Source organism: Thermodesulfobacterium hveragerdense DSM 12571 (genome assembly GCF_000423845.1).
Classification (GTDB): Bacteria; Desulfobacterota; Thermodesulfobacteria; order Thermodesulfobacteriales; family Thermodesulfobacteriaceae; genus Thermodesulfobacterium; species Thermodesulfobacterium hveragerdense.
In genome coordinates, this window is record NZ_AUIT01000008.1 from 50,236 (window position 1) to 76,434 (window position 26,199).

At 38.2% G+C, this 26,199-nt stretch carries 31 protein-coding genes; 13 read left to right on the top strand and 18 right to left on the bottom strand.

The window, feature by feature from the left end; genetic code table 11:
• Position 1 precedes the first annotated feature (1 nt).
• The 9 genes from G580_RS0103825 to ppsA all read right to left on the bottom strand — a co-directional run bounded on the left by G580_RS0103825 (position 2) and on the right by ppsA (position 7,819).
• On the bottom strand, positions 2-430 hold the full coding sequence (locus G580_RS0103825; RefSeq protein WP_028841115.1) for a 4Fe-4S dicluster domain-containing protein: 429 nt from the start codon (positions 428-430) through the stop codon (positions 2-4).
• A 118-nt stretch (positions 431-548) separates the two neighbouring features.
• Positions 549-1,250: a hypothetical protein gene (locus tag G580_RS0103830; RefSeq protein ID WP_028841116.1), complete on the bottom strand. Its 702-nt coding sequence runs from the start codon at positions 1,248-1,250 to the stop codon at positions 549-551.
• Positions 1,251-1,700, bottom strand: a complete 450-nt coding sequence (locus tag G580_RS0103835) for a CoA-binding protein (RefSeq protein WP_051173054.1) — start codon at positions 1,698-1,700, stop codon at positions 1,251-1,253. It lies immediately after the preceding gene.
• A gap of 30 nt (positions 1,701-1,730) precedes the next feature.
• Entirely contained in the window at positions 1,731-2,492 is a 762-nt protein-coding gene (tpiA, locus tag G580_RS11750; RefSeq protein WP_028841118.1) for a triose-phosphate isomerase, read from the bottom strand.
• 24 nt (positions 2,493-2,516) lie between these two features.
• Positions 2,517-3,686, bottom strand: coding sequence for a phosphoglycerate kinase (locus G580_RS11755; RefSeq protein WP_028841119.1), 1,170 nt, complete (start codon positions 3,684-3,686; stop codon positions 2,517-2,519).
• Positions 3,687-3,697: 11 nt separating this feature from the next.
• Positions 3,698-4,174 carry a 6,7-dimethyl-8-ribityllumazine synthase gene (gene ribH, locus G580_RS0103850; RefSeq protein WP_028841120.1) on the bottom strand — a complete coding sequence of 159 codons (477 nt, stop codon included), beginning with the start codon at positions 4,172-4,174 and terminating at the stop codon, positions 3,698-3,700.
• A 14-nt stretch (positions 4,175-4,188) separates the two neighbouring features.
• Positions 4,189-4,518 carry an FtsB family cell division protein gene (locus tag G580_RS0103855; RefSeq protein ID WP_028841121.1) on the bottom strand — a complete coding sequence of 110 codons (330 nt, stop codon included), beginning with the start codon at positions 4,516-4,518 and terminating at the stop codon, positions 4,189-4,191.
• Positions 4,519-4,520: 2 nt separating this feature from the next.
• A complete protein-coding gene (locus tag G580_RS0103860) occupies positions 4,521-5,360 on the bottom strand; it encodes a hypothetical protein (protein WP_028841122.1) in 840 nt (279 codons plus the stop codon).
• Positions 5,357-7,819 (bottom strand): phosphoenolpyruvate synthase, encoded by a 2,463-nt coding sequence (ppsA, locus tag G580_RS0103865; RefSeq protein ID WP_028841123.1) that lies wholly within the window; start codon positions 7,817-7,819, stop codon positions 5,357-5,359. Before ppsA ends, G580_RS0103860 begins: the two co-directional genes overlap by 4 nt.
• A gap of 117 nt (positions 7,820-7,936) precedes the next feature.
• On the opposite strand from ppsA, the gene smpB reads away from it, so the two are divergent.
• From smpB to G580_RS09865, 4 genes are read left to right on the top strand one after another with little or no spacing between them, the layout of a single operon-like run.
• Positions 7,937-8,386, top strand: a complete 450-nt coding sequence (smpB, locus tag G580_RS0103870; RefSeq protein WP_038041498.1) for an SsrA-binding protein SmpB — start codon at positions 7,937-7,939, stop codon at positions 8,384-8,386.
• 2 nt (positions 8,387-8,388) lie between these two features.
• Positions 8,389-11,394 (top strand): AAA family ATPase, encoded by a 3,006-nt coding sequence (locus G580_RS0103875; protein WP_028841125.1) that lies wholly within the window; start codon positions 8,389-8,391, stop codon positions 11,392-11,394.
• 4 nt (positions 11,395-11,398) lie between these two features.
• Positions 11,399-12,031 (top strand): molybdenum cofactor guanylyltransferase, encoded by a 633-nt coding sequence (gene mobA / locus G580_RS0103880; RefSeq protein ID WP_028841126.1) that lies wholly within the window; start codon positions 11,399-11,401, stop codon positions 12,029-12,031.
• Positions 12,013-13,176, top strand: coding sequence for an HD domain-containing phosphohydrolase (locus G580_RS09865; RefSeq protein WP_051173056.1), 1,164 nt, complete (start codon positions 12,013-12,015; stop codon positions 13,174-13,176). Before mobA ends, G580_RS09865 begins: the two co-directional genes overlap by 19 nt.
• Here G580_RS09865 and G580_RS0103890 read toward each other — a convergent pair.
• Positions 13,173-13,898 (bottom strand): DUF72 domain-containing protein, encoded by a 726-nt coding sequence (locus G580_RS0103890; RefSeq protein ID WP_038041500.1) that lies wholly within the window; start codon positions 13,896-13,898, stop codon positions 13,173-13,175. The genes G580_RS09865 and G580_RS0103890 overlap by 4 nt on opposite strands.
• Before the next feature lie 104 nt (positions 13,899-14,002).
• On the opposite strand from G580_RS0103890, the gene G580_RS0103895 reads away from it, so the two are divergent.
• The 6 genes from G580_RS0103895 to G580_RS10975 all read left to right on the top strand — a co-directional run bounded on the left by G580_RS0103895 (position 14,003) and on the right by G580_RS10975 (position 17,588).
• Positions 14,003-14,290 carry a hypothetical protein gene (locus G580_RS0103895; protein WP_022855414.1) on the top strand — a complete coding sequence of 96 codons (288 nt, stop codon included), beginning with the start codon at positions 14,003-14,005 and terminating at the stop codon, positions 14,288-14,290.
• Complete coding sequence (locus tag G580_RS0103900) at positions 14,290-14,910, top strand: phosphorylase family protein (RefSeq protein ID WP_028841128.1); 621 nt, start codon at positions 14,290-14,292, stop codon at positions 14,908-14,910. Before G580_RS0103895 ends, G580_RS0103900 begins: the two co-directional genes overlap by 1 nt.
• Positions 14,892-15,719, top strand: a complete 828-nt coding sequence (locus G580_RS09870; protein ID WP_051173061.1) for a 1,4-dihydroxy-6-naphtoate synthase — start codon at positions 14,892-14,894, stop codon at positions 15,717-15,719. The genes G580_RS0103900 and G580_RS09870 overlap by 19 nt, the downstream gene beginning before the upstream one ends.
• Complete coding sequence (locus tag G580_RS09875; RefSeq protein WP_051173063.1) at positions 15,720-16,409, top strand: MotA/TolQ/ExbB proton channel family protein; 690 nt, start codon at positions 15,720-15,722, stop codon at positions 16,407-16,409. It begins immediately after the preceding gene.
• 67 nt (positions 16,410-16,476) lie between these two features.
• Positions 16,477-16,800 (top strand): thioredoxin, encoded by a 324-nt coding sequence (gene trxA / locus G580_RS0103915; protein ID WP_028841129.1) that lies wholly within the window; start codon positions 16,477-16,479, stop codon positions 16,798-16,800.
• Positions 16,801-16,805: 5 nt separating this feature from the next.
• A complete protein-coding gene (locus G580_RS10975; protein WP_051173065.1) occupies positions 16,806-17,588 on the top strand; it encodes an outer membrane protein assembly factor BamD in 783 nt (260 codons plus the stop codon).
• Positions 17,589-17,653: 65 nt separating this feature from the next.
• Here G580_RS10975 and G580_RS0103925 read toward each other — a convergent pair whose 3' ends face one another.
• Positions 17,654-17,896, bottom strand: a complete 243-nt coding sequence (locus tag G580_RS0103925) for a hypothetical protein (protein WP_028841130.1) — start codon at positions 17,894-17,896, stop codon at positions 17,654-17,656.
• Positions 17,883-20,639, bottom strand: coding sequence for a preprotein translocase subunit SecA (gene secA / locus G580_RS09885; RefSeq protein ID WP_038041502.1), 2,757 nt, complete (start codon positions 20,637-20,639; stop codon positions 17,883-17,885). Before secA ends, G580_RS0103925 begins: the two co-directional genes overlap by 14 nt.
• 141 nt (positions 20,640-20,780) lie before the next feature.
• Here secA and truD point away from each other — a divergent pair, with 141 nt between their 5' ends.
• Both truD and waaF read left to right on the top strand, forming a co-directional pair.
• The gene (gene truD, locus G580_RS0103935; protein ID WP_245542837.1) at positions 20,781-21,953 is read left to right on the top strand and encodes a tRNA pseudouridine(13) synthase TruD; all 1,173 of its coding nucleotides are present in this window, start codon (positions 20,781-20,783) and stop codon (positions 21,951-21,953) included.
• Positions 21,934-22,899, top strand: coding sequence for a lipopolysaccharide heptosyltransferase II (gene waaF / locus G580_RS09890; RefSeq protein ID WP_051173068.1), 966 nt, complete (start codon positions 21,934-21,936; stop codon positions 22,897-22,899). Before truD ends, waaF begins: the two co-directional genes overlap by 20 nt.
• Before the next feature lie 35 nt (positions 22,900-22,934).
• Here waaF and G580_RS0103945 read toward each other — a convergent pair whose 3' ends face one another.
• The 6 genes from G580_RS0103945 to G580_RS11960 form a co-directional block, all read right to left on the bottom strand.
• Positions 22,935-24,005, bottom strand: coding sequence for an MraY family glycosyltransferase (locus G580_RS0103945; RefSeq protein WP_028841132.1), 1,071 nt, complete (start codon positions 24,003-24,005; stop codon positions 22,935-22,937).
• 46 nt (positions 24,006-24,051) lie between these two features.
• A complete protein-coding gene (locus G580_RS11665) occupies positions 24,052-24,252 on the bottom strand; it encodes a hypothetical protein (RefSeq protein WP_028841133.1) in 201 nt (66 codons plus the stop codon).
• A 59-nt stretch (positions 24,253-24,311) separates the two neighbouring features.
• Positions 24,312-24,605, bottom strand: a complete 294-nt coding sequence (locus G580_RS11605) for a hypothetical protein (protein ID WP_028841134.1) — start codon at positions 24,603-24,605, stop codon at positions 24,312-24,314.
• On the bottom strand, positions 24,581-24,730 hold the full coding sequence (locus G580_RS11670) for a hypothetical protein (RefSeq protein WP_211211352.1): 150 nt from the start codon (positions 24,728-24,730) through the stop codon (positions 24,581-24,583). Before G580_RS11670 ends, G580_RS11605 begins: the two co-directional genes overlap by 25 nt.
• A 79-nt stretch (positions 24,731-24,809) precedes the next feature.
• Positions 24,810-25,055 carry a Wzz/FepE/Etk N-terminal domain-containing protein gene (locus G580_RS11610; protein ID WP_028841135.1) on the bottom strand — a complete coding sequence of 82 codons (246 nt, stop codon included), beginning with the start codon at positions 25,053-25,055 and terminating at the stop codon, positions 24,810-24,812.
• A 167-nt stretch (positions 25,056-25,222) separates the two neighbouring features.
• Positions 25,223-25,489, bottom strand: coding sequence for a sugar phosphate nucleotidyltransferase (locus tag G580_RS11960; protein WP_425425814.1), 267 nt, complete (start codon positions 25,487-25,489; stop codon positions 25,223-25,225).
• A 229-nt stretch (positions 25,490-25,718) separates the two neighbouring features.
• Here G580_RS11960 and G580_RS09900 point away from each other — a divergent pair, with 229 nt between their 5' ends.
• Positions 25,719-26,138 carry a helix-turn-helix domain-containing protein gene (locus G580_RS09900; protein ID WP_051173069.1) on the top strand — a complete coding sequence of 140 codons (420 nt, stop codon included), beginning with the start codon at positions 25,719-25,721 and terminating at the stop codon, positions 26,136-26,138.
• The last annotated feature ends 61 nt before the right edge of the window (positions 26,139-26,199 follow it).

The following is a 26,199-nucleotide window of genomic DNA, read 5'->3' on the forward strand; positions in this document are numbered from 1 at the left end:
CTTATTTTTCTTCCTCCTTAGGTTTAGGCGTTTCTTTAACTACCTCTAAAGCCTGATTAGGACAAGCCTCTACACAATAAGGTAAAAGGCCTGCCTTTACCCTTTCTAAACAAAGGTCACATTTGTTAATCCTGCCTGTTTTTTTGTTAAACTTAGGGATACCAAACGGGCAAGCCTCCTCACAGTTTCTACATCCCACACAAAGCTCTGGATAAAGCCTTACCACCTCTCCTTCTCTTTCTATGGCACCTACAGGACACACCGACGCACATTGAGGCCTTTTACACTGAAGACAAGAAAAATAATAAAACTTGCCATCTACCTCATAAACAGCACAATTACTTAACCCTTCATGATTTTCTGCACATGCCTTAACACATTCCCCACAACCAGAACAACGTTCAGGATAATGCTTTATCTTATATTTCATCTATAACCTCTCTTTAACCAAGAATAACTTGTTAGCTTTATCCTTAAATCTCTAATCTCTGCTATCCCTTTTTAAACCACTTGTTAAATATTTCACATATCTTAAAAAACTTTTAACCTTAAACCTTAATTACCAAGATGTCTTCATACTCGCTATTTTGCACCAGTCTACACTGTTCATAGAAACACATGAAAAGAAGAGCCAGAAAATAACAAACCATTCTTAACACATCAAGATCTCTGGTTTTTAGGAAATCTTTAAAATAAAAAGAAGGATTTTGTTGTAAAAACTGATAAACCTCATCTATGTAATCTTCTATCGAAACCTGTGGCAGCCTTTCTAAGACTTCTGTTTTAAGAGTTTCCCGTTGAAGCACCCTGAGAAGAGCCTGTAAAAGAAGATTGAAAGCCTGTTGACTTTCTGGACTGTTTGACATTTCATCTGAAGACAATTGAACCTCTGAACTTTTAGGCAAAAAGACTTTATCTTCAAGAACCCGGTCTAAGGGGATAAGGTTATAGTAATAAAAATGTCTTTTTCTTAGAACTTCTTCCTCGGGATAAAATTCCTCAAAGGGTTGAGGTTCTTCCTTAGAAGGTGTGTTTAACAATAAACAACTTTTCCAGTAGAGGGCTTCAGAAAGTTTAACTATAAACTCTAAAAACAAACCAGAAAAAAGCTTGGGTAGAGGAACGGTTGCTAAAAGTGCTACAAACTCTGAAAGATTATACTTTAAAACCTCCTGTTTGTTTTTGGTAAAAACTTTCCTGAATTGCTCTAAGTCTGTGTATACTTCTACCTCGCGTAAGCCTTCTGTCATCTACTGGCCTTTTTTTTTGCCTATTATATGGACTTTTTTAAAACATTTATTCATCACTACCTTTATCCCGTGGGATTCAGCAAGTTTTTTGGCCTCTTCGTTCACCACCCCCTCTTGCATCCAGATTACCTTAGGGTTTAAAGCCAATGCCTCTTCTACTATCGGCAAAACCATCTCAGGTTTTCTAAAAATAATCACTACCTCAGGATAGAGCTCCTCAGGAAGTTGAGATAGAGAAGGGTATACCTTTTTTCCAAGGATTTCTTCCCTTACCGGGTTTATAGGGACCACTTCAAAGCCTTCTTTTAGCAGATATTCCATCACCTGATAGCTTGGTCGATCTGGATTATGACTTGCCCCTACTATGGCTAATTTTTTGTATTTCTTAGGTATTTCTAAAATCTCGTAAGAAAGGTCGGTATAATCAGGTAAACTACACTGTTCTGTCATGTCTTTTTCTCCCCCTCTGTAAAAGGCTCCTTAAAGGGCTACAGCACAAATTTTTAAAAACTTATCAGGGTCTAAAGAAGCCCCACCTACCAATACCCCATCAATGTTAGGTTGTTTGATAAGGCTTCCTATGTTTTCAGGGGTTACACTTCCTCCGTAAAGTATTCTTATGGTTTCTGCCTTCTCTTTTCCGTAAAGACCTGAAAGAAAATCTCTGATAAAACCATGGACTTCTTCAGCCTGTTCAGGGGTTGCGGTAATTCCTGTTCCTATAGCCCAAACTGGTTCATAAGCTATCACCAGATCCCTTTCCCAAACCTCTTTAATCCCGATTAAACCTGCCTCTAATTGCGATTTTATAACCTCTAAGGTTTTATTCTGCTGTCTTTCTTCGAGAGTTTCTCCTACACAAAGAACAGGGGTCAGCCCAAAACGAAAAACACCTTCTGCTCTTTTTCCTACCAGCTCATTGGTTTCTCCGAAAATATGTCTTCTTTCTGAATGACCTACTATTACATACTCAACCCCTAACTCCTTAAGCATCAAAGGGGATATTTCTCCGGTAAAAGCACCTTTTTCCTCCCAGCAGGCATTTTGAGCACCTAACTTGATAGGTGAACCATCAGTCAGTTTCCTTGAGTAAGCTAATGCTGTAAAAGGTGGGGCTATCATTATTTCTTTGGCTGAAAGGTTTATTGTTTCTAAGTCTTTAAGAAACTTCTCAAAATAGGCCTTTACTTCAGCCAAAGTTTTATGCATCTTCCAGTTTCCAGCTAAAAGAACCTTTTTCATAAACCTAACTCCCTTTTTTTCAGGTTATTTCGTTAAAGCTAAAATTCCTGGCAGGTCTTTTCCTTCTAAATACTCTAAAAAAGCCCCACCAGCGGTAGAAACATAGGAGAATCCCGTTTCTACGCAGGCATGCTTTATGGCAGAAAGGGTATCTCCTCCCCCTGCAATGGTAGTACAGGTAAGGGAGGCAATCTTTCTGGCTATCTCGACAGTTCCATAGTCAAAAGGTGGTTTTTCGAAATAACCTAAGGGCCCGTTCCAGACTACAGTTTTAGCTCCATCAAGGCTTCTGCAGAAAAGTTTTACCGTCTCCTTTCCTATGTCAAACACCTTATCTTCTTTAACGATCTCCCTTAAGCCCTTAGCTAAAACCTGACCGTTGTTTTCAACCACCACATCTACCGGTAAATAAATTTTAACCTCCTTTTCCTTGGCTTCCTTGAGGATCTCCTTTGCCACCTCTATATATTCTTCTTCTACAAAAGAATCTCCTACAGAATACCCTTTGGCTGCAAGAAAGGTATTGGCCATAGCCCCACCGATGATAAGCTTGTCAAGCTTGTTAAGTAAAGTCTTTAAAACCCCTATTTTGGTGGAAACCTTACTTCCTCCTACTACCGCATAAAAAGGCCTTTCAGGCTTTCCCACAATCTTCGAAAGGTATTTCAGCTCCTTTTCCATCTGTAACCCTATTCCCTTGTCCTTAACCAAGAGAGGGACTCCTACTACAGAGGCATGTGCCCTGTGGGAGACAGAAAAAGCATCGTTGATATAGATGTCTGCAAACCTGGCTAAAGCCTTGGCAAAATCAGGGTCGTTTTTAGTTTCTCCCTCGTAAAATCTTATGTTTTCTAAAAGCAAAATCTCCCCTTCTTTCAGGTTTTCGAGCTCTTTTTCTGCCTCAGGACTCAAAAAATCCTCTAAAAACTTGACCTCTCTGTCTTTAAAAACTGTTTTCAAATATTCATAAACAGGCCTTAGAGAAAATTCGGCAACCCTCTTACCTTTAGGTCTTCCTAAATGAGAACAAAGGATAACTTTACCATAGGAATGTAATACATGGGTAATGGTAGAAAGACTTTCTACTATTCGGGTGTCATCTAAAATCCTGCCTTTTTCTAAAGGCACGTTAAAATCCACCCTTATAAAAACCTTTTTGCCTTTAAGGTCAAAATCCCTTAGGGTTTTAAGCATGGTCCTTCCCCTTAAACCTGGTTTATCTTTTTTAAAAGGCTTATCATCTCAAGGGCACTTAGAGCAGCCTCAGCTCCTTTATTACCGGCTTTGGTTCCGGCTCTTTCTATCGCCTGCTCTATCGTGTCTGTGGTAAGGATACCAAAGATGATAGGGATTTCTGTTTCTAACATCACATGAGCTATACCTTTAGAAGCCTCTGCCGCTACGTATTCAAAATGAGGGGTAGCTCCTCTTATGATAGCCCCTAAACAAAGGACTGCGTCAAACCTCTGGGTCTTTGCAAGCTTTTTAGCCACAAGAGGAATCTCAAAAGCCCCTGGCACCCAGGCTACATAGATATTTTCTTCTTTAACCCTGTGTCTTCTTAGCACATCTAATGCACCTTCTAAAAGTTTCTGGGTAATAAACACGTTAAAACGGCTGATCACTATCCCTACCTTAATGTCTTCTCCCTCAAAAAACCCCTCTAAAACTCTATAGTTCATAAAATCCCCCTTGATTAAGGTTTTTTCCCTTCCTTTGCTTGAGAAGAAGAATAGATGATAATCCTTTCTCCTTCTTTTATATAACCATATTTAGTCCTTAAGATTTCTTCATAAGGCTCATCAGAAGAGGTTAACCTTTTGATTTCACCTTCATAATATACATTTTCCCTTTTGAGTTTTTCTACCTCTTCCATCTCCTTTTTGATTAAAAAGTTTAGCGTCAAAAAAACAGAACATGTAAGGCCTAAAAGCACCAACAGTAAGGTAAAAAAAACCTTCTTAAACCTGCTCTTTTTTTTCTTAGCATAAGGTTTGATATAAATTTGAGGACCTTTTTTCCTCATCGCTAAAACCATTGCCAAAGTGATGGCTGTGGTTGGACCTGTGGTTGGATCAAGGATTGAGGTTGAGGTTGAATTTGAGGTTGAGGTTTGGAAAAAGCCGGATTAACGGTATACGCCTCTTTCTGAGGATTTTTTAAAAACATCTGAGGGTTTACCCCCAAAGGTTGCTGAGAAACCACCACCCCAGGAGGAGGTGGTGGGGGAGGAATAGAAATGCTTATCTTAAACTCACTTTCTTTAGCAAAAAGATTAGACATCCAGTCTGACAACTTTTCAAAAGGGTTTAACTTGCTAAGAAACGATCTCTTTTCTTTTACTACCTGAACGTTATAATCTTTTGTGTCTGGCTGGTCCTTGGGCAAAGGATTATTTACTTCCGCAGGACTACTAACCTGAGATTGAGAAGGTCCAGAAAAAGGAGTAAAAGCTTGAGGCTGAGGACTACCCTCAAGCAAAACCCTTTTTATCTCTTCGCAGTAAACGGCTATCTTAGAAAACAATTGATCTCTTGGTACTTTTTCTTCTTTAGCCCAAACCTCTTTAGGACTCGAGCTTAAACTATCAAGTTTTAGTTTTAGTGCTACCTGTTCTTTCTCGACCTTTACCTCTGAGGAAAGGAGATAGTCTAATCCAGATAAAATTCGTCCATCTTCTAACCACACGGTTTTCACCTTAGAAGGCACCCACAGTCTGTGATAAATTTGGTTTTGCAAAGCTTCTTTTAGATAGGTATACTCTGAGGGTGCCTCAAGTTTTAAGAGTAATATACCTATGTTTATTTCTGCGCAGGCCAAACCATAAAAGCCAAAGAACCAGAGAAAGACAAGTCTTAAAATTTTCACTTTTTCTTTTTTAACTCCTTTTCTTTCTCATTCTTTTTTAACTCTTTTTCTTTTTCAGCCACCAAAAGTCTGGTTTTAATTACGGTATCTGGGGAAAGGCTCATAGAATCTATCCCACATTCTACCAAAAACGCAGCAAAATCAGGAAAATCACTGGGTGCCTGTCCACAGATTCCAACCTTTCTTCCGAACTTATGGGCAGTTTCAATAAGTTGTTTTATCAAAATTTTGATGGCTGGGTTTCTTTCGTCATAGATGTGAGAGACCAGCTCTGAGTCTCTGTCTAACCCTAAGGTAAGCTGAGTCAGGTCGTTAGACCCTATGGAAAAACCGTCAAAAATCTTGGCAAATTCTTCAGCTAAGATAACGTTGCTTGGTATTTCAGCCATCACGTATATCTCCAATCCGTTTTCCCCTTGTTTAAGCCCATATTTTTCCATCACCTCAATTACCTTTTTCCCCTCTTCTACCGTCCTGCAGAAAGGCACCATAACCTTGATGTTAGTAAGCCCCATTTCGTCTCTGGCCTTTTTGATAGCCTTGCACTCTAAGGCAAAGGCATGTTCAAACTTAGGATCATAATACCTTGAAGCCCCTCTCCAACCTAACATCGGGTTATGTTCTACCGGCTCATAGAGATAACCTCCCACTAAGTTAGCATATTCATTGGTCTTAAAATCTGAAAGTCTAACGATAACATCTTTAGGATAAAAGGCAGCACCTATCATGGCAATACCTTGAGCCAGTTTATCTACATAAAAATCTGCCTTATTGTTATAGTTATAGGCTCTTTCTTCGATAACAGCTACTACCTTTTCGATTTCCTTATCCTTTTTAGCCTCTTCTTTCAACTTTTCATAGTTAAGCAACGCCAGAGGATGGATCCCTATATGAGACCCGATGATAAACTCTATACGAGCAAGGCCTACCCCCTCGTTTGGCAACTGTCCCTGAGCAAAGGCTTGTTCAGGGATACCTACGTTCATCATGATTTTGGTCTTAGTTTCAGGGAGATTCTCAAGGTCTATCCTTTCAACTTCATAGTCTACCAACCCTTCTAAAACCCTCCCTATCTCTCCTTGAGAACAATCAACGGTAATTTTGTCTCCGGTGTTGATAAGTTGAGTAGCCTTTTCTGTACCCACAATACAAGGTATTCCCAGTTCTCGAGAAACTATGGCTGCATGACAAGTTCTTCCGCCTCTATCAGTAATAATGGCAGAGGCCTTTTTCATGATAGGTTCCCAATCAGGGTCTGTCATCTCAGTTACCAAGATCTCCCCTGGTTTAAAACTCGCGATGTCGTTTAAGCTGAGGATCACTCGAGCTTTCCCCTGACCTATCTTGCTACCTACAGCCTTACCGGTGCAGATAACCTTCCCTTCTTCTTTAAGTTTATAGACTTCATAATATTTATACTCCTTGATGGCGTGCACTGTTTCAGGTCTTGCCTGAACGATAAAAATCTCTCCTGTACCTACAGTTTTACCGTCTCCGTCTTTAGCCCATTCTATATCCATAGGCCTTCCGTAGTGATCTTCGATGATCATCGCCCATTTCGCAAGGGTCAAAATTTCTTCGTCAGAAAGGACAAAGCTTAATCTTTCGTCTTTAGTGGTTTTAACTGTTTTAACCGGATGTTTCGGGTCCTCTCCATAAACCATCTTAAGGTGTTTGGAACCTAACTTTTTAGAAAGTATAGGACGAAAACCCTGTTTCAAGGTAGGCTTAAAAACATAGTATTCATCAGGGGTGACCTTACCCTGAACCAAGGCTTCTCCCAAACCCCAGGTGCCTGTGATGTAGACCACATCTCTAAAGCCGCTTTCTGTATCTAAGGTAAACATAACCCCTGAACAAGCCACATCACTTCTTACCATCTTTTGTATGGCTACTGAGATGTAAACAGAAAAATGATCAAACCCTTTATCTTCTCTGTAAGAAATGGCTCTGTCAGTAAAAAGAGAAGAAAAGCATTTCTGGACATACTTTACTACGTTATCTACCCCTCTGATGTTAAGAAAGGTCTCTTGTTGTCCGGCAAACGAGGCATCTGGCAAATCTTCAGCGGTAGCAGAAGACCTGACAGCTACATCGGTATTCTTGCCATATCTTTTCTCAAGCTCAGCATAGGCATCTCTTATAGCAGTCTCAAGTTTCTCTGGCATTTTAGCCTTAAGAAGAAGGGTCCTGATCTTCTTACCTCTTTTTTGTAGATCTAATACGTCATGAGTATCAAGCCCTTTTAAAATTTCTTTTATCTTATCGTCTAAATGGTTTTCTTTTATAAAATATCGATAGGCCTCTGCAGTTACCGCAAAACCATAAGGCACCTTAATTCCTTTTTCTGTAAGTTTAGAATACATCTCTCCCAAAGAGGCGTTTTTACCGCCAACCAAAGGTACATCGTCTTTGGAAATCTGATCAAACCATAGAATCAAAGGTTTTTGATCACTCATGACAAACCTCCATTAAAAAATTGATCTTTAACAACTTTTACCAACCTTTTAAAAAGGATATTAGCAAAATTATTTCTCTTGTCAAGGCAAACTATCTGTGTTATTTTAGTAAAACATATGAAAGTAGTGTGCACCAACAAAAAGGCCTATCATCTATATAACATCGAAGAAACCTATGAAGCTGGGATCCAGCTTTATGGATGTGAAGTCAAATCATTAAGATTAGGCAGGGCTAATCTTAACGACAGTTTTGCCAGGATTGTCAACGGAGAGGTATTTCTCTATAACATGCACATAAGTCCCTATCCACACAGCAGAGAAGCCCAAAACCTTGATCCCACCCGCACAAGAAAACTTTTGCTAAAAAAATCGGAAATCAAAAGGTTGGCAGGAAAGGTGCAAGAAAAGGGATATACCCTTATTCCTACCAAAGTCTATTTTAACGAAAGAGGATTAGCTAAAGTAGAACTTGCCTTGGCTAAAGGTAAAAAAGTCTATGACCGTAGAGAAGACATCAAAAAAAGAGACCTCGAACGAGAACTTTCAAGGAAATATAAGATAAAATAAGAATGCGTCCTTTATTTCTTTCCATAAAAGGGTTTGGTCCTTATTTAGACGTTAAAATCAGTGAAGAGGAGTTTAAGAAGCTAAGTGAGAGCAGGTTGTTTTTGATCTCAGGAGAGATAGGTGCAGGTAAAACCACGCTTTTTGATGCCATCGTTTATGCTCTTTACGGAACCACTACCATAGAAAAAAGAGACCCCAAGGCCCTTGTTTCTCACCTTGTCCAACACCAGTCTAACCTTCTACCGGAAATAGAGTTTAAGTTTTTCTTAGACGGAAAAGAATACCGAATCATAAGAAGGCTTCCTTTCAAGGATAATAAAGGTAAAAAATTAAGTCTATGGATAGAGGGAAAATTTTTTTCTGACAAAGAAAAAGAGGTCAATGGTAAAATACAGTCTTTGATAGGACTTAATGCCGAGCAGTTTAAAAAGGTGTTTCTTATACCTCAAGGAGAGTATCGTAAAATACTTCTTTCAGACAAAAAGGAAAGAGAAGAACTTTTTAAGCTCATTTTTGACACCTTTTTGTTTGCCGAGTTAGAGGAATTTTTTAAACTTAGTCTAAAAGACCTGCAAAACCAGCTCAAGTCAAACTTAGACCGAGAAAACCAGATCAAAAAACTGGCTAACATTAACGAACTAAAAGAACTCGAAGCTCAAATAAAAGAAACCAAAAAAAGTCTTTCAACCTTAGAGGCTAAGGTTGAAAACCTCGCTAAGGAAAGAGAAAATCTAACTCAGGAAATATCAACCAAACAGACCCTCTTATCTGAGTTAAAAACCTTTCGCGAGGTTTTACAGGAGTTAGAAAATCTTTTTGCCTTAGAAAATGAGATAAAACAAAAAGCAAACAGGTTAAGGCTTTTAAACATCATCAAGGAATACCTGCCTTTTTATGAGGACTTTAAAAAATTAAAGCAGGAAATACAGCAGATCAGCCTTAAAATCAAAGACCTTTCTGCTAAAAAAATAAAACTCTCTCAAGGTTTAGATAACCTTTCTCAAAGGTTCACCAGTCTTTCAAATCAAATCCCAGAAATAGAGGAGCTGAAGTTAAAAGTAAAAGAGTTGAAACAGTTAGAAGAAAAGCTTAACGAAAAAACAGCGTTAGAAACATCTGTCGATCAGGTTTCTAAGGAGGTTCAGTCCAAAGACGAGGAGGTTTTTTCAATCAAGGAAGAAATCAAAAAACTTAAACAAATTTTAGAGGAAACCTTAGAAAAATTAAACCTTTTATTAAAAATCCAGGGCTGGCTTAACGAAGAAAGACAACTTAGACAGCTTTTAGAAAAGTTTGCCCAACTAAACAGTTTTTTAAGCCAAAAACCTGAGTTAGAAAGCAAAGTAGCTAAGCTTTCTGCTGAAATAGATAGGTTAGAAAAACAAAAACAGGAGTTTGAGGTTAAAAACCTTGCTTTAACGGTTGCTAAAGCTTTAGAAGAGGGGAAACCCTGCCCTGTTTGTGGGTCAACCTTCCATCCCTCTCCGATCACCGATAAAAACTTTACTGAAGAGCTTAAAAACCTTGAAGCGGTTTTAACAGAGAAAAAAAGGGATTTTGAATACTACAAAACTCAGTTTCAAACCCTTGAGGTAAGGATAGAAACCTTACAAACCGAGCTATCCCTCTATCAGGAAGAAGAATTAAAAGAAAAATTAGCCCAAATAGAAACACAAAATAGTGCCTATTCAGAGCTTGTTTCCCAGTATCAAAAAAACCCTACGATCATTAAAACCCTTAAAGGCAAGATCAAAGAACTAAAAAATGCCCTTTCTCAAAAAGAAAGAAAAGAACAAGAACTCTTTTCAGCCTTAGAAACTCAAAGAAAAAATCTTTTGCTATCAAAAGGACGCCTGGAAGAATTAACAAATAGTTTAAAAGCTCTACTTACAGAAGAGATAAACTTAGAAAATTTAAAAGAAAAGATCGCTACCGAAGAAAAAAGGATAGCTGAGTTTGAAAACCAGAAAAATGATTTAGAAAAACAGATAAAAAGCCTTACCAACCAAAAAACCGAGATAGAACAGGACTTAAAAAACCAGAAAGAATTTCTACAACATCTTTTGCAAGACTACAAAATCAAGGTTTTTAAACTGTTACCACTAAGGAGGCAAAAAAATATAAAGTGGTGGTACGAGTTTGAGGAACTAAAACTTGAGATAGAAAAAATCCAGACCTTAGAAGCTGAAATAAAAATTTTCTACCAGAGAAAAGAAAGACTTGAAGCAGAAAAGGAGAATTTAACCCAAAAGCTTGAAAGTTTAGGACTAACAAACTTAGAAAAGATAGAAGCCCAACTTAAGGTAATCAGTCAAAGTTTAGAGGATTTGACCCAAAAAAAAGAAAAGTTAGAACTTACCTTTACACGCCTAAATCAGGAAATAGGGATAGCCTCTCAAAAGTTAGAGCAACTTGAGGGTTATCTCAAAGAATATCAAGAGTTAGGGAAAGAAAGAGAAAGGTTAGAAAAAAAATTTGGTTTTTTAAGTAAACTCTGGGAGCTTATTTCAGGGAAAAACCCTAAAGGCATCTCTTTCCATTCCTTTGTAGTTTCTACTTTTGCAAGGACTATTTTTCAAAGGGCTAACCAATATCTAAAGGAGTTTTCCTTTGGAAGGTATACCTTTGTAGAAGACATGTTTTTGCAGAAAAACGTCTCGATCGAGGTATTTGACGTTTATACAGGAACCAAGAGGGAGGTAAAAACCCTTTCAGGAGGTGAGGCTTTTATAGCTACCCTTGCCCTTGCTCTTGGGACTTCAGACGTTATCACCTATCTTTTTAAAACCAAGCCTTTTGAGTCTCTGTTTATAGACGAAGGGTTTGGTAGCTTGGATGAAAAAACCTTAGAAAAAGTGATAAACATCCTGCTTGGTCTATCTGAAAAAAGTGGAAGGATTATCGGGGTTATCTCCCATCTTGAATACATGAAAGAGGTTTTTCCCGTGATCTTAGAGGTGGTAAAGGATAGTAGCCTTGGGAGTAAAATCAGGTTGATAAAGAAATAACTTTATGAAAGTAGTGGTATTAGCCGGAGGAAAAGGAGAAAGGATAGGAGGAGATAAACCTCTAAAAACCTTTTTAGGGAAACCTTTAGCCTACTGGGTGTTTAACCTCGCTAAAAAGATTAGTCTGCCTGTATATTTTTCAGTAAAAAACACAGGCCAAGCCCAAAAAATATCAGAGGTTTTACAAAGGCTAAACGTTCCTCTACAAACGATCGATTTTATCTTGGACAAACATCCTGAGATAGAAGGACCTATTTCTGGTATATGGTCAGGGGTTTCTGAGTTTAAAGATGAGGCTGTCCTTTTCTTAGCGATAGACCAGCCTCTGGTAGAGCCTGAGTTTCTCAACCGGTTAATCTCCCTCTCGAAGGTCTTTTGCCATGGTTTTGTGATCCTTTCTAAGGGAGAAGACAAAATCAAACCCTTTCCAGGTGTTTATCCTGGATGGTTAAACGAAGAGATAGAAATTTTTATAAAAATTTCTCCTAAGTATAGCCTTTTTAGGCTTTTCAATTATCTTATGAATAAGGGAAGGGTTTTAACCTTAGAGGACTCTTATATAAACCCCAGGAATTTTTTTAATCTTAACACTTTGGAAGACATCAAGGAAGCGGAGAAATGTTTTTACCTGAGATAGAGGACCCCAAAAACATCAGAGTTTTTCTGGTAGACGATGACGATCAGATAAGGACTTCTCTTTCTGAGGTACTAAGTTTAGAGGGATTTCAGGTTTTTTCTGCCAAGAACGGCCAGGAGTTTTTGGCTAAACTTGAGAATATAGACCCAGACATTGCACTTATAGATTACTTGCTCCCAGGAGGGTTAGACGGGCTCTCCCTTTGCAAAATCATAAAAAACGATTATAAAACCTTTGACATAGGGGTGATCATCATCACAGGAGTAAACGACTTAGAAACCAGGATTAACTGTCTTGCCGCAGGGGCAGACGACCTCTTAACCAAACCGATCTTTATCCCAGAACTTTTTGTAAGAATTAAAACCTTAAGCAAAAACAAAAAATACCGGGAGTTTCTCAAAAACTACCAGCATAACCTTGAAAAAGAAGTCATCCAAAAAACCAGAGAACTACAAAAAATCTATTTAGGCCTAAGCGAAGCCCAGGAAGAGATAAGAAAGCTTTCATTAGAAATCATCCAAAGACTTGCCAAGGCAGCTGAATACAGAGACGAACATACCGGGGCTCATATCCACAGGATAAGTTTTTACTGTACAAAAATTGCAGATGCCCTAAACCTTTCCAAAGACCAGATAGAAATTCTTCAGTATGCCTCTCCACTTCATGACATAGGAAAATTAGGTATCCCAGATAAAATCTTACTTAAACCTGGACCTCTTACTCAAAAAGAATGGGAAATAATGAAACTCCATACGGTAATTGGAGCCCAGATCTTAGAAGGTTCTAACTTAAAATACCTGAAAGCTGCCCAGAAAATTGCCCTTTACCATCACGAAAGATGGGACGGCAGAGGCTATCCCTTTGGTCTGAAGGGTAATAAAATCCCTCTTTTTGCCAGGATCGTTGCCATCGCCGACGTGTTTGATGCCCTTACCTCAGATAGACCCTACCGAAAAGCCTTACCCTATGATTTAGCCTTTCAGGTGATCAAAAACGAAAAGGGAACGCGATTTGATCCAGAACTGGTAGATATCTTCCTTAAAATCAAGCCAGAACTTGTAGAGATTAAAGTATTGTTTCAGGATGAAGAAATACCTCATCTTTTTAAACTTTACAAGAAACTTGAAGAAGAGGAAGAATATTAAATCGATGACAAAAACCTTTTGAAGGTTAAAGCGTCTGAAACCGCATGTCCTAAAGCTGTGTTGTCAAAGTAAGCCCAAATCTCTTTTACTTCAAACTTCTTTAAATTTTCAGCCAAACCCTGGAACTCCTCCTCTTCATACTTAGAAACATAAAGCTGCTTTCTTCCATGTAGCCTCAGATACAAAAAATCAGCGGTTTGCACCTCATACCACGAAGGATACCTATCCCCACAGTCAGAAAAACAAAGGCACACCCCTTTTGTCTTAAGTAACTCTATAAATACTTCGTTATGAAAGGACTGGTTTCTTATTTCGATAACTATCTGATAATCTGAAGGTAGCACCTCTAAAAAACTTTCTATCAAATCCTTATCAAACCTTAAAGAAGGAGGAAGCTGAAACAAAAGAACTTTAGCCTTTTCCTTTAAGGCACTTACCCTTTTCAAAAACTCTGTTAGGTCTTCGGAGATGTCTTTTAACCGTTTTACATGGGTAATAACCTTGGGAGCTTTCACTGAAAAGACAAAATCAGCAGGGGTTTCTTGATACCATTTTTCTAAGGTTTTAACAGAAGGAAGCCTGTAAAACGTTGCGTTAATCTCTACGGTGTTAAAATGATTAGCATAGACAGAAAGCCAATCCTTAGGTTTTGATTCTAAAGGATATAAAATTCCTTTGAAAGAATAATAGCTCCAACCTGAAGTCCCTACGTAGCATTTCATTCTATAGGTCTTAATTTTATATTGCCTCTTTGATTGATAGTTTTTGTTTTTAAAGGTAAAATGTTTTTTGAATTTTACAATCAACCAGCAACAGACATCGCAGGATGAAAAAGGGTTTTAAAAGTCTTAAAGATTTAAAGCTTTTTACCAAAAAACTATTCAAAGAACGGTTTAAAGGATTGCCTGAAGGGGTTAAAATAGAGGTAGAGGCTTTAGAAATAAACCCGCCTCAGGTGAGGATTTTTCTTCCCTTTTATTCTGAGGGGAATCTTATCAGATGCAATGAAGTGGATTTTTTTGTGGAGGAACTGATGGACTTAGGGATAAAGGCTGAGGTGGTTTATCTTGACGATAGCCTTGAGTTAGAAGAACTTGAGGTAAAGGGGCTGTGATGAAAGAATCTTTTTTCCTTATCCCTTCAGAGTTTGAAGCTTCCTCCCTTTCTGGTTTAGACGTAAAATATGGTTTAACAGGCATAGGGTTGGTTGAAGCCTCTCTCTCCTCTATGCTTCTTTTTCAAAGACTACCCAACCAAAGGTTTGTTCTTATCGGATGGGCGGGAGGGTATCCTGATACCGGATTAAAGGAAGGAGACATAGTCATTGCCTCAAAAGAGGTATGGGTTGACTTTGGAAGGCGCCATAAAGACCGTTATGAAGGCCTACCAGATAAACTTAAAGTAAGGAGAGAAATAGAGTTTAATCCCGTTTTAATCGAAAGGGTAGAAAACTTACTTAAGACTAAAGGATTTAGGCCTATAGTTGGTCCTATGGCTACGGTTTGTGCTACCTCTTATGACCCTGAAAGAAGCCTTTTTTTTAGAAAAGAGTTTAACGTGGTTGCTGAAAACATGGAAGGCTTTGGGGTAGCTAAGGCTGCAGAAACATTTAAGGTTGACCTCTTAGAGATTAGGGTGATAAGCAATCTCTTAGAAAGTCCTGAGAAACCCTGGGATTTTCAGTTTGCTTCTAAAGTTTTAAGAGAGGTGGTTTTATGCCTGAAAAATCTTTAGAGATAGCCCTTTCTCCCTGCCCAAACGATGTGTTTATCTTGTCTGGGCTTATCTTAAAAAAAATAAACCCTGATCTTAACCTAACCTTTCGGTTTGAAGACATAGAAACCCTGAATCAGTTAGGGTTAGCCGGAGAAATCTCTGTTATCAAAACCTCTTTTGCCATCTGGGATAAGCTTTATAAAAGGTATGACCTTATGCCTGTGGGAGCAGCCCTGGGTTTTGGAATTGGACCTTTGGTTGTGGGGTTAAAACCTTATGATTTGGAAGATTTCCCTAAGCTTACTGTGGCGATACCAGGAGAGCACACCACCGCCCATCTGCTTTTTCAGTTTTTTTACCAGGGAGAAATAAAAAAAATGTTTCTTCGGTATGACCAGATTATCCCTTATCTTTTAGAAAACAAAACCGAACTTGGGGTTTTGATACACGAAGGCAGGTTTGTTTATCAAAGATATGGCCTTTACAAGATATGCGACCTTGGAAATTACTGGGAAAAACAAACTGAAGCTCCGGTGCCTCTGGGAGGGTTTTTTATCAAAAAAGACCTTCCTTCTGAGATAAAGCAAACACTTGTCAATGCCTTTAGAGAAAGCCTTCTTTGGGCTCAAAAAAACTGGGAAGAGGTTTTAACCTTATTAAAGTTTTACTCCCAGGAGCTTGACGAAAAGGTCATAAAACTTCATGTAGAAACCTATGTCACAGAACACAGCTTTGATTTTAAAGAAAACTCTTTAAAAGGGTTGACGTATTTAAAAAACTTCTTAAAAATAGAAAAAGGCATCAACGAATTAATCTGGAGAGGCTAAATGGAATTCTGGAAGCTTTTTTGGCAAACAGGATACGTTGGTAAGGCTGTACTTTTGGTACTGGTCTTTTTTAGCGTCCAGAGCTGGTATTATATCTTTGCCAACTACTTCAGATATAGAGCTTTTATCAACGAACTTTCAGACTTTAACAGAAACCTCGAAAACACCAGAGACTTTGTTAGCTTGATCAAAATGGTCAAATCCTTAGACCAGAACATGATTTCAAAGAGTATAAAAAGGTTGGTAGCAAGCTTTGGAGAAATCTATGATTATTATTTTCGCAACAATCAACCTAAAATCTCTGATGAGAAGTTAAAAATCACCTTTGCTGAAAAAGAGCTTGAAGATTTAATTTTATTAGAAAAGGAACGGATGCTTTTAAACCTAAGGTATGGTTTAGGTTTTCTTGCAACTACTGGCAATGTGGCTCCCTTTATAGGACTTTTTGGGACAGTATGGGGCATCATGAAGGCTTTTCATGACATCGGATTAAAAGGAAGTGCAAGCTTAGCTACCGTTGCTCCTGGCATTGCAGAGGCTCTTATCAACACCGCCATGGGACTTTTCTGTGCTATCCCGGCTGTGATGGCTTATAACTACTTTTTGTTAAAAAACGAAAGGGTCAACAAGGAACTGGAGGTTGTACTAAAAAAGTTTTTCTTGGGATTAAAAAGAGGATTTTTGAGTTGAGGGTTCTTGCAGTTTTAGGTTTTTGAGGTAGTGTATTTATTTACTAAAATACTAAAAGGAGGGTAACATGGGGGCACCAAAGGTAACTGATGAGACTTTTGAAACCGAGGTTCTTAAATCTCCTATTCCTGTGCTGGTAGATTTTTGGGCTGCCTGGTGTGGTCCTTGCAGGGTTATTGCACTCATCATAGACGAGTTGGCCGAAGAGTTCGAAGGTAAAGTTAAGGTAATGAAATTAAACGTGGACGAAAACCCAGTTACTCCAGGAAAATATGGTATAAGAGCCATCCCTACCCTTATCATCTTTAAAAATGGGGAGCCTGTAGAGGTAATCGTAGGTGCGGTTTCTAAAAACACCATAGTAAACGCCTTAAACAAGGCGTTAGCTTAAGGGATATGGATAAAAACCCCAACCTAACCCTTATCCTTTGCTATTTTTTAGTTTTTGTGTTGTTTTTTGGTCTTTATGGTTGTGGAACTGTTTCTAAAATCGGCTCACAGCTTACCTCAAGGTTAGAAAAAGAAGTTTCTAAGAAAGCAGATAAAGAAGAGGAAGAAGACTTAGCTACCCTTTTAAGAGAGGCTGAAAGGTTTTTTAACAGAGGAAGTTATGATCTTGCCTATGAGTACTATAAAAAAATAAGCGATATGTATCCTGGGAGTCCTCAGGCCATCCTGGCTGAGCTCAGGATGGCTGACTCCAAGTTCTGGGCAGGTGAATATTTAGAGGCTCTCTCTCTTTATGAATCTTTTGAAAAATTTTATCCTAACAACGAGGCCATTCCCTATGTGATTTTCCAAATAGGAACATGCTACTATAAGCTTAAGCTAAGTTATGACCGCGATCAATCTTATGCCAAAAAGGCGATAGAGACCTATGAAAGATTACTGCAAAACTATCCCAAGAGCCCTTACAGGGCTGAGGCTGCTAAAAGGATTAAGGAACTCCGAGAACAGTTAGCTACCCATGAATTTTATGTAGCTCAGTTTTACTACAAACTTGGGTACTATCGTGCAGCTTACAACCGTGTGCTTTATATCCTGAACAACTTTTCTGGGACCAACATCTATCAACAAGCCCAAAAGGTTGCACCTCTTTATTATCAAAAGGCTCTGCTTGAAACCAAAGAACTTGCAGAAGGAACCAAAAAAGACTTCTGGGGAGACAGATTCCCTTAAAATTTATTACTCATTTCCCTCTCGAGGATAGGTACCTTACTGTCTATTGGTTAATTTTTAGCTCTTTATTCAGGTAAGTTGAACTCGATTTCCTTGGATGCTTTTTTTTCTGTGGTGGTTTCTTCTACTCCAGAAACCTCTTCCTCGATAGTTGGCTTTTCTTCAAAGTCTTCAACCGATAAGAAAGGCTCGTTAGCAGGGCGAGGGAAGTTGCCTAAAACTTCGAGGATAAGGGTCATACTGTTTCCACATCGTAAACACTGGGTATACTCCTCAGAAAACACATAACTACACTTAGGACATTTCATCTTTAACCCCCTCTTCTAAGTTTTTACCACAACACTTCTTATACTTTTTACCACTCCCGCAGGGGCAAGGATCATTCCTTCCGATCTTGTGTACTTTAACCGGCTGAGGTTTTTCAGAGGTCTCTTTTTCCTCAAACACGTCTTCTCTTTTGTATTCTAACTTTTGAGTATCTACTTCTTCCTCTAACTCAAGGACCTCCTCTATCTCTTTTGCCTCTTTTATCTCAACCCTGAAAAGATAGGAAAGAGTGGTTTCTCTGATTTTTCTCATAAGTTCTACAAACAGATGAAAGGCCTCTTTTTTATATTCCTGTAGCGGGTTTTTCTGTCCATAACCTCTTAAGCCTACGCTATCTCTGAGGTGGTCAAGCATAAGCAGATGTTCTCTCCAGAGAGTATCGATGGTGTTTAGTAAGAAATACTTCTCGATAGCCCGCATGTTATCAGGACCTATCACCTTTTCTTTATTTTCGTAAACCTCTAACAGGGTGTTCTTTAAAAACTCTAAGACCTTATCCTTAGAGTGTTTACCTTCGGCAAAGGCTACGTTAAAGGCAAAGACCTCTTTTATTCTTTCTGTCAGGCCTTGCAATTCTTCCTGAGTAAGCTCCTTTCTTTCTAAAAAGGTCTCCTCTACCAGCTCCTGCAACGTCTCCTCTATCATAGAGACCATCCAGCCTTTTACAGAATCACTTTTCAAAACCTCTTTTCTCTGGGCATAGATGGTTTCTCTTTGCTGATTCATAACATCGTCGTACTCAAGGAGATGCTTTCTGATCTCAAAATGATAGGCTTCTACCTTTTTCTGAGACTGTTCTATAGCCCTTGATAACCAAGGATGCTCTAAAGCCTCCCCTTCAGGAAGACCTATTTTTTCCATAAGGCCTTTTAGTTTATCTGAACCAAAAAGCCTTAAAAGGTCATCTTCAAGCGATAAGAAAAACTTGGATGCTCCTGGGTCTCCCTGTCTTCCTGACCTACCTCTTAACTGGTTGTCAACCCTTCTTGATTCATGCCTTTCGGTACCTACGATATAAAGCCCACCAACTGCTTTTACCTTTTCTGCGTCTTTCTGGCACTCAAGATACTTCTCATAAAGCACCTTAGCCCAGTAATCTTTATACTTTTCTGTTGGGTCTAAGCCCTGTTTTGCCATGGCCAGAACTTCGTTCCAGGCTCTTTCGTCTATCTCAGAAAGATCATATCCTTCGGCCTCAAGCTGAGCCTTAGCAAGCCCTTCAGGATTACCTCCTAAAAGGATGTCTACCCCTCTACCAGCCATGTTGGTTGCGATGGTAACCGCATAAGATCTTCCTGCCTGAGCGATGATAGCCGCCTCTTTTTCATGATGTTTGGCATTAAGCACCTGATGAGGAATCTTCTTTTTCTTCAGCATCTTAGATAAAAGCTCGCTTTTCTCTATGCTGGTAGTACCAACCAGCACCGGTCTTCCTTGCTTGTAAGCCTCTTCTATCTCTTCTACCACCTTTTCAAACTTTTCCTTCTGCGTCCTGAAAACCACATCTGGATAGTCAATCCTTATCATCGGTTTGTTGGTGGGGATAACCACCACGTCAAGGTTGTAGATCTGTTTAAACTCTGCAGCCTCAGTTTCAGCGGTTCCGGTCATTCCTGCAAGTTTTTCATACATCCTGAAGTAGTTCTGGATGGTTATCATCGCCAAAGTCTGGTTTTCTGCTTCTATCCTTACCCGCTCTTTGGCTTCTATGGCCTGATGAAGGCCCTCACTCCATCTTCTTCCTGGCATAAGCCTTCCGGTAAACTCATCTACGATGATAATCTTTCCGTCCTTCACCACATAGTCTACGTCTCTTTTAAACAGATGATGAGCCCTTAAGGCTTGATTGATGTGATGAACTAACTTTACATAGCGAGGGTTGTAAAGATTCTTTATTCCCAAAAGCTTTTCACACTCAGCAATCCCCTCTTCAGTCAGGGTAGCATTTTTGGTCTTTTCATCTATCGTAAAATGTATGTCCTTTTTCAGTTTTCTTACGATTTCGTCTACAAAATAATAGATATCGGTAGATTCTTCAGAAGGTCCTGAGATGATAAGAGGGGTTCTTGCCTCGTCTATAAGGATTGAGTCTACCTCGTCTATGATGGCATAATGATGACCTCTTTGCACCATATCGTCTAAAGAATACTTCATGTTGTCTCTCAGGTAGTCAAAACCAAACTCGCTGTTAGTTCCATAGGTAATGTCGCACTGATAGGCTTTTTTCCGTTCTTCATCATCCATCTGGTTCTGTAAATATCCTACAGTTAACCCCAAAAATCTGTAGATTGGACCCATCCACTCAGCGTCTCTTTTAGCAAGATAGTCGTTTACAGTAACGATGTGAACGCCTTTTCCTGTTAAGGCATTAAGATATGCAGGAAGGGTGGCAACCAGGGTTTTTCCTTCTCCTGTTTTCATCTCAGCAATTTTACCCTGATGTAAAACCACACCTCCGATAAGCTGCACATCAAAGTGTCTCATCCCTAAAACCCTTCTTGCAGCCTCTCTCACCACCGCAAAGGCCTCAGGCAAAAGGTCGTCTAAACTTGCCCCGTTTTCTAATCTCTGTTTAAACTCTATGGTTTTTTGAGAAAGTGCCTCGTCAGAAAGTTTTCTGATTTCAGGTTCTAAGCTGTTTATCTTTTCAACGATAGGCCTTATCTTCTTTAACTCTCTTTCGTTTTTTGTCCCAACAATCTTGGACAAAAGCTTGGTAATCATCGGCTTATCTTTCCTCCCTGCAAATTTATGTTCGTGTATAAGTATCGTGTTTTAAATTTAATACCTTTTAAGCATAAAACAACCACCTTACTAAACCCGCACTTATATGCTATATTGAAGAAAGTTATCTCGAGAGAAGCCATGATAAAAATAAAAGAAAACATCGAAGATTTTATCGTATCAGAGGTTGCAGAAATCTTCCCAGAGGGGAAAGGGGAATATTCTTTATACTTGCTAAAAAAATACAACGTTTCTACCTGGGATGCCTTAGGAAAAATAGCCAAGCTCATCAGAATTCCGATGGATTCTATAGGGTTTGGAGGGCTAAAGGATAAAAAAGCCATAGCCCAGCAGTTTATAACCATCAAAAACGGTCCCAAAAAAGACATAAAAACCAGGGAATTTGAACTGACTTATTTAGGCCAAACCAACAAACCCATGTCCAAAGACCTTCTCTTAGGGAATCGCTTTGAGATAAGGGTAAAAAACTTCCCGATTGACCCTAAGAGATTAGACCAAGAAGTTAAACTTATCCAGACCTATGGGATAGCCAACTATTTTGACGACCAGAGATTTGGTTCAGTCAAATCCTCTAAGGAGTTTGCTGCAAAAGAGATCATCAAAGGAAACTACGAAAGGGCACTTTATCTTATGCTTGCTGAGGCAAGCCCCTCAGAGATAGAAAAAACTAGAAAACTTAGAGACTGCCTAAAAAAACACTGGAGAGATTTTAAAAGGTGTATAGAGTTTGCCCATCTATCCTGGGAAAAAAACTTGCTTAAATTTTTGTCAGAGCATAAACCCTCTAAACGAACCTTTAAAAGGGCTTTAAACCTGGTAGACCGGGAATACCTGTTTTTCTTAGGTAATGCCTACCAGAGCTATCTCTGGAACGAGATATTAAAAGAGATATTGCAAGAGTTAGGCCTAAACCACTTTAAAGCCTCCTATCTGTTAGGGGAGTTTTTCTTTTACCGCGAGGTTAATGAGGAGCAATGGAAAACTCTCAAAAACTTAAAACTTCCCCTTCCCTCTCCTAAACTGCGCCTTGAGTTAAACCACTCCCCTCTTGATCTCACAAGATTTTATGACAAGGTCTGTCAAGAGGAGGAATTTACAGATCTAACTCAACTGAGAAGTTTTATCAAAGGTATGGTTTTTAAAACCTATCCCCGTCCGGCGGTTCTCTTTCCAGAGAACTTAGTCTGGGAAAAGATAAGTGATCAGGAGGTTAAGTTTATCTTCTTTTTAGAAAAAGGTTCTTATGCAACCCTGGTGGTGAAGAGGCTTTTTTATGGTTGTACGCATTCCTAACTGGTTAGGGGATGCCCTGATGGCAACCCCTGTTTACTACAACCTCAGTCAAAAGACCAAAATCTATCTTTTTGGTCCACAACCTCTTGTAAACCTTTTTAAGTTCTTCCCAAACGTAAGCCTTCTACCTTATGAAAAAGGTAACACCTCGCAAAACCTTGAAACTCTAAAACCCTTTAAAAACGAAACAGGGCTTCTTTTAACCAACTCTTTTTCCTCAGCCTGGTTGTTTTTTAGGGCAGGGCTTAAAGAAAGATGGGGTTATGCCAAGGACTTAAGAAGTTTTTTACTAACTAAGGCCATAAAACCACCTAAACAAAAGCTCCATCAAAGGGACTACTATCTATACCTTTTAAAAACCTTGGGTCTTCCTTGTGAGTATAAAGACCTTGTCTTACCTCTGGGAGAAGAGGCTATCGAAAAAGCAAAAACCCTCTTAAAACCTACAGGAGAAAATCCCTTTGTGATCCTTGCACCTGGTGCAGCCTATGGGCAAGCCAAGATGTGGCCTAAGGAATATTATAAGAGTCTTGCCTCAAGGCTGGTTAAACAAGGGTTTGTTGTGGTAATTGCAGGTGGAGAAAAAGAAAAAGAGGTAGGTGAGTTTATCAAGAAAGATTTGCAAGGAGTATACAACCTTTGTGGCAAAACTGACTTAATAGCAGTTGCAGGCATGTTTGTGTTAGCTAAAGCGGTGGTTTCTAACGACTCAGGGCTTATGCACCTTGCTGCAGCCTTAAGGATACCTCAAGTTGCCATCTTTGGCTCAACAGATCCCCAAAAAACAGGGCCTCTAAACCCAAAGGCTATCGTATTACACCATAAAATGCCTTGCAGTCCCTGTTTTAAAAGAACCTGCCCGTATAACCACTATGAGTGTTTAAGATCTATCTCAGTAGATGAGGTGCTTAAAGCCTCAGATAAAGTTTTTGGCATAAAAATTTAGTTTTGAATACAAGTTTTGATTACGCGGTTTTTGGTTTACTTAGAGCGATTTTTAAACAAAGGTTGAAACTTAAACTTGACGATTTTAAAGTAAACCCAAAGGTATAGAAAAACAAAAAACAGAAAAAACAAAATGAGAACCAGGGTATGTTTCCAGAAAAAGATGGCTGGTAGATAGCAAATAAAATGGATAATCCAGATAAGAGTGGCTGTTTGGGCGTTTTTAAGTAATCTTTCGGATTCATCTCCTAAAAAGATTTGGGTTACCCTTTTATAAATCAACATATGAAAATGAAGAGGATCTGGCTGAAAAGGAGAAGACCCTCTTAAAAATTTTTTTCTATACGCAGAAAAAAGGGTTTCCCAGACAGGGTAAGCACAGAGAAGGAAAGGGAACCAGGGGGAAACCTCAAGATATCGATCAACCATAAGAACAGCAAGCAAGGCATTAGCAAACCCAAGAAGATAAGCCCCGCAATCCCCAAGAAAAATCAACCCAAAAGGATAGTTCCAGAGAAAAAACCCTAAGGTGGCTGCAAAAAAGCCTAAGCTAAGATAGAGGAGAAAAAAATCGTTGTGTAGAAAAGAAACATAAGCATAAGCCAAAAAATTCATCAAGGCAACCCCTGAGGCAAGCCCGTTAAACCCATCTATGATGTTAAAACTATGGGCAACCCCTGCTACAGCAAAAACGGTAAAAACATAGCTTACAAAAGCTATTTTTAAAAGCTCGTCAAAAAAAGGAAGGTCAACCCTTGGAACAGAGGTAGATAACAAGACGATAACCAAGGCCCCAGAAATAAAACCGGCAAAAAGTCTAACTTTAGGAGAGACCTTTTTAGTCAAGTCTTCAAGTAAACCTGCGATAAAAACAGGAAAGGCACATATCAGGACTTTTAAGTAGTCTAAGGCAAAGTCTTTGTTACTATAAAAAAAGGCAAAGCCTAAAGAGACAAGGCTCAAATAAATGGCAACCCCACCAACCCTTGACACAGGCCGACAATGAAACTTCTGAACACCACAGGTAGGGTCAACCCCGACACAAACCCTTATAAAAATAAGACTAAGCAAAAAACTTACAAAAAAAGAAAGAATAAGATAAGGCATGGGTAAATTTTAGCTAAAAATCAAAATAAATCAATCTTTGTTTCATCTAATCTTTCCAGTGCGTTATTTCTATCTCAGGGGTTTTACATAGTTTACCATTACTCATCTCAAAAAACCGTGGTATTTTGGCAGGACAGACAATCCTGAGGTATTCCTGAGTTTGTACCCTTTGGCTAAGCTTATTAAGCTTATAATAGATAGGAAGAAGATGTTTATTGATAACCTGAGTCACCGGATAAAGCCTCATCCAAGACCTTCAGCAAGAATAACTGAGTTTATATTTCACCTTCCTTGAATCTTTAATAATTAATTATTTCCCTTAGCTCTCGTTCTCTTTGCGTTATCCCACCATTCAAGAATGAAAGCTAAAAACATCCCAACAAAAAGTGCACTCACAAAAGACACAGCTATAATCAACTCTCTTCTTGGTTTTACAGGGCTGTCAAGCACAAAAGGCTTTTCTATAACATTTAAAACAAAAAAGTTTATATCCTTAAGATTGTTTGAATCTTTTGTTAACATCCTTTTATAGTTTTTTGATACTTTTTTCAACTCACTCTCAAGCTCCTCAACCGCTATTTTAACAATAGCCTCTGCCATTTTTTATCTTTATGCTCAGCTGTGATTGTAATAGATTGAGTTTTTGGATCGATCTTAGCCTCAAGATTTATACTTTCTTCTTTTCCTTTGTTATTTTTTATACTCTCTAAAATTCTACTTTTCATCTCGAAGCTGTTTAAAATAGAAATTGCTAAGTTGTTTATCTCTATACGATTTGTTTGGACTGGTAAAATAAAAGATACCTTATTGGACTCCTTTGAATAAATTGTCTGCAAATTCTGTATTTAATGCAGGTGTAAAAAACAAATCAACCCACACCGTAGCCCTTGCTTGATATATATTTGGCTTTAAAAATACTCCAATAGTTGCAAGCAAAACACCGACAAAAACAATGCCTGCGATAAGTTTTACTCTTTTCTTTAAAACAAATAACAGCTCATATAGATTAATCTCGTCATCGTATGAGTTTTTGACAGCTTTTTCATTCATTCTTTAAACCTCCTACGAAAAATTTTTATAATAAATTCTTTCGAAAATTCAACAAACTCGAAAAATTTAAAATCTTGAGCTAATTTCAATTCTTTACACTTTTTACATAATTGCCTTCTATTTTTGTTAATAAACCAGCTCTGTCTAAAAATAAAGCCCAGCTTTTATCAAAACGATAATGTTTTAAGCTCATTTTTAGCCTTCTCATAGTCTTCTGGTATACCTATATCAATGAAATACGCATCAGATTTAAAACCATAAAATGGATAGCTATTAAAATACTTTTCTACAAAATCTTTTTCAAATGAGAACTCTTTTGGGAAATTAAGATTAAAAAACAAACCTTTCTTTAAAAGATAAATACCTCCGTTAATTAGAGATTTGTCTTTATTTATTCTTTTTTCAATAAAACCTATTATTTTTATAATTATTATCTATTTCAACACAACCATATCAACTCGGGTTGTTAATTTCTTTTAAGGCTATAGTTAATGTAGCACTTTTAGATTTATGAAATTTATAAAAATTTTTTAAGTTAATAGGGAAAAATGTGTCTCCCTTCATTATTAAAATATCTTCTGAACTGGTATAACTTAAGCTTTTTTATAGCGCCACCTGTTCCTAACGGTTTATCTTCTATACAATAAACAATTTTTTTCAAAAATGAACAAAAAATTTTTAAATTTTTCGGAGCGATTAAAATTCTTGATTGAATATTTAGGCTTAAATTTAAGAGAATTCTCAAGGAAAACAGGTATTCCTTATCCTACCTTACAACATTATTTAAGTGGGAGAAGTGAACCAGGGACAGAAAATTTACAAAAAATTGTAATCAAATTTGATATAAACCTCAACTGGCTTCTCACGGGCGAGGGTGAAATGTTTTTGAAAAAAGGAGAAATCGTAGATATCAAAGACACTTCACTGCTCAATATTATTCAATTTTTAAAAGATTTTTGGTCTAAAGCTTCAGAAAAAGTTTGGCTTGAAATCCAATTTGAAAAATGCTTTCCTGAATTCAGGGAATGGCTTTTAGAAAAAGAGCAAGAATCCACCAAAAAATCTATCGCAAATCAAAAATAACCTTTTAAACATTTATAAACAAAACTTCTCTTTTGTAAAATTGTAAACCATTTTTCTGGAA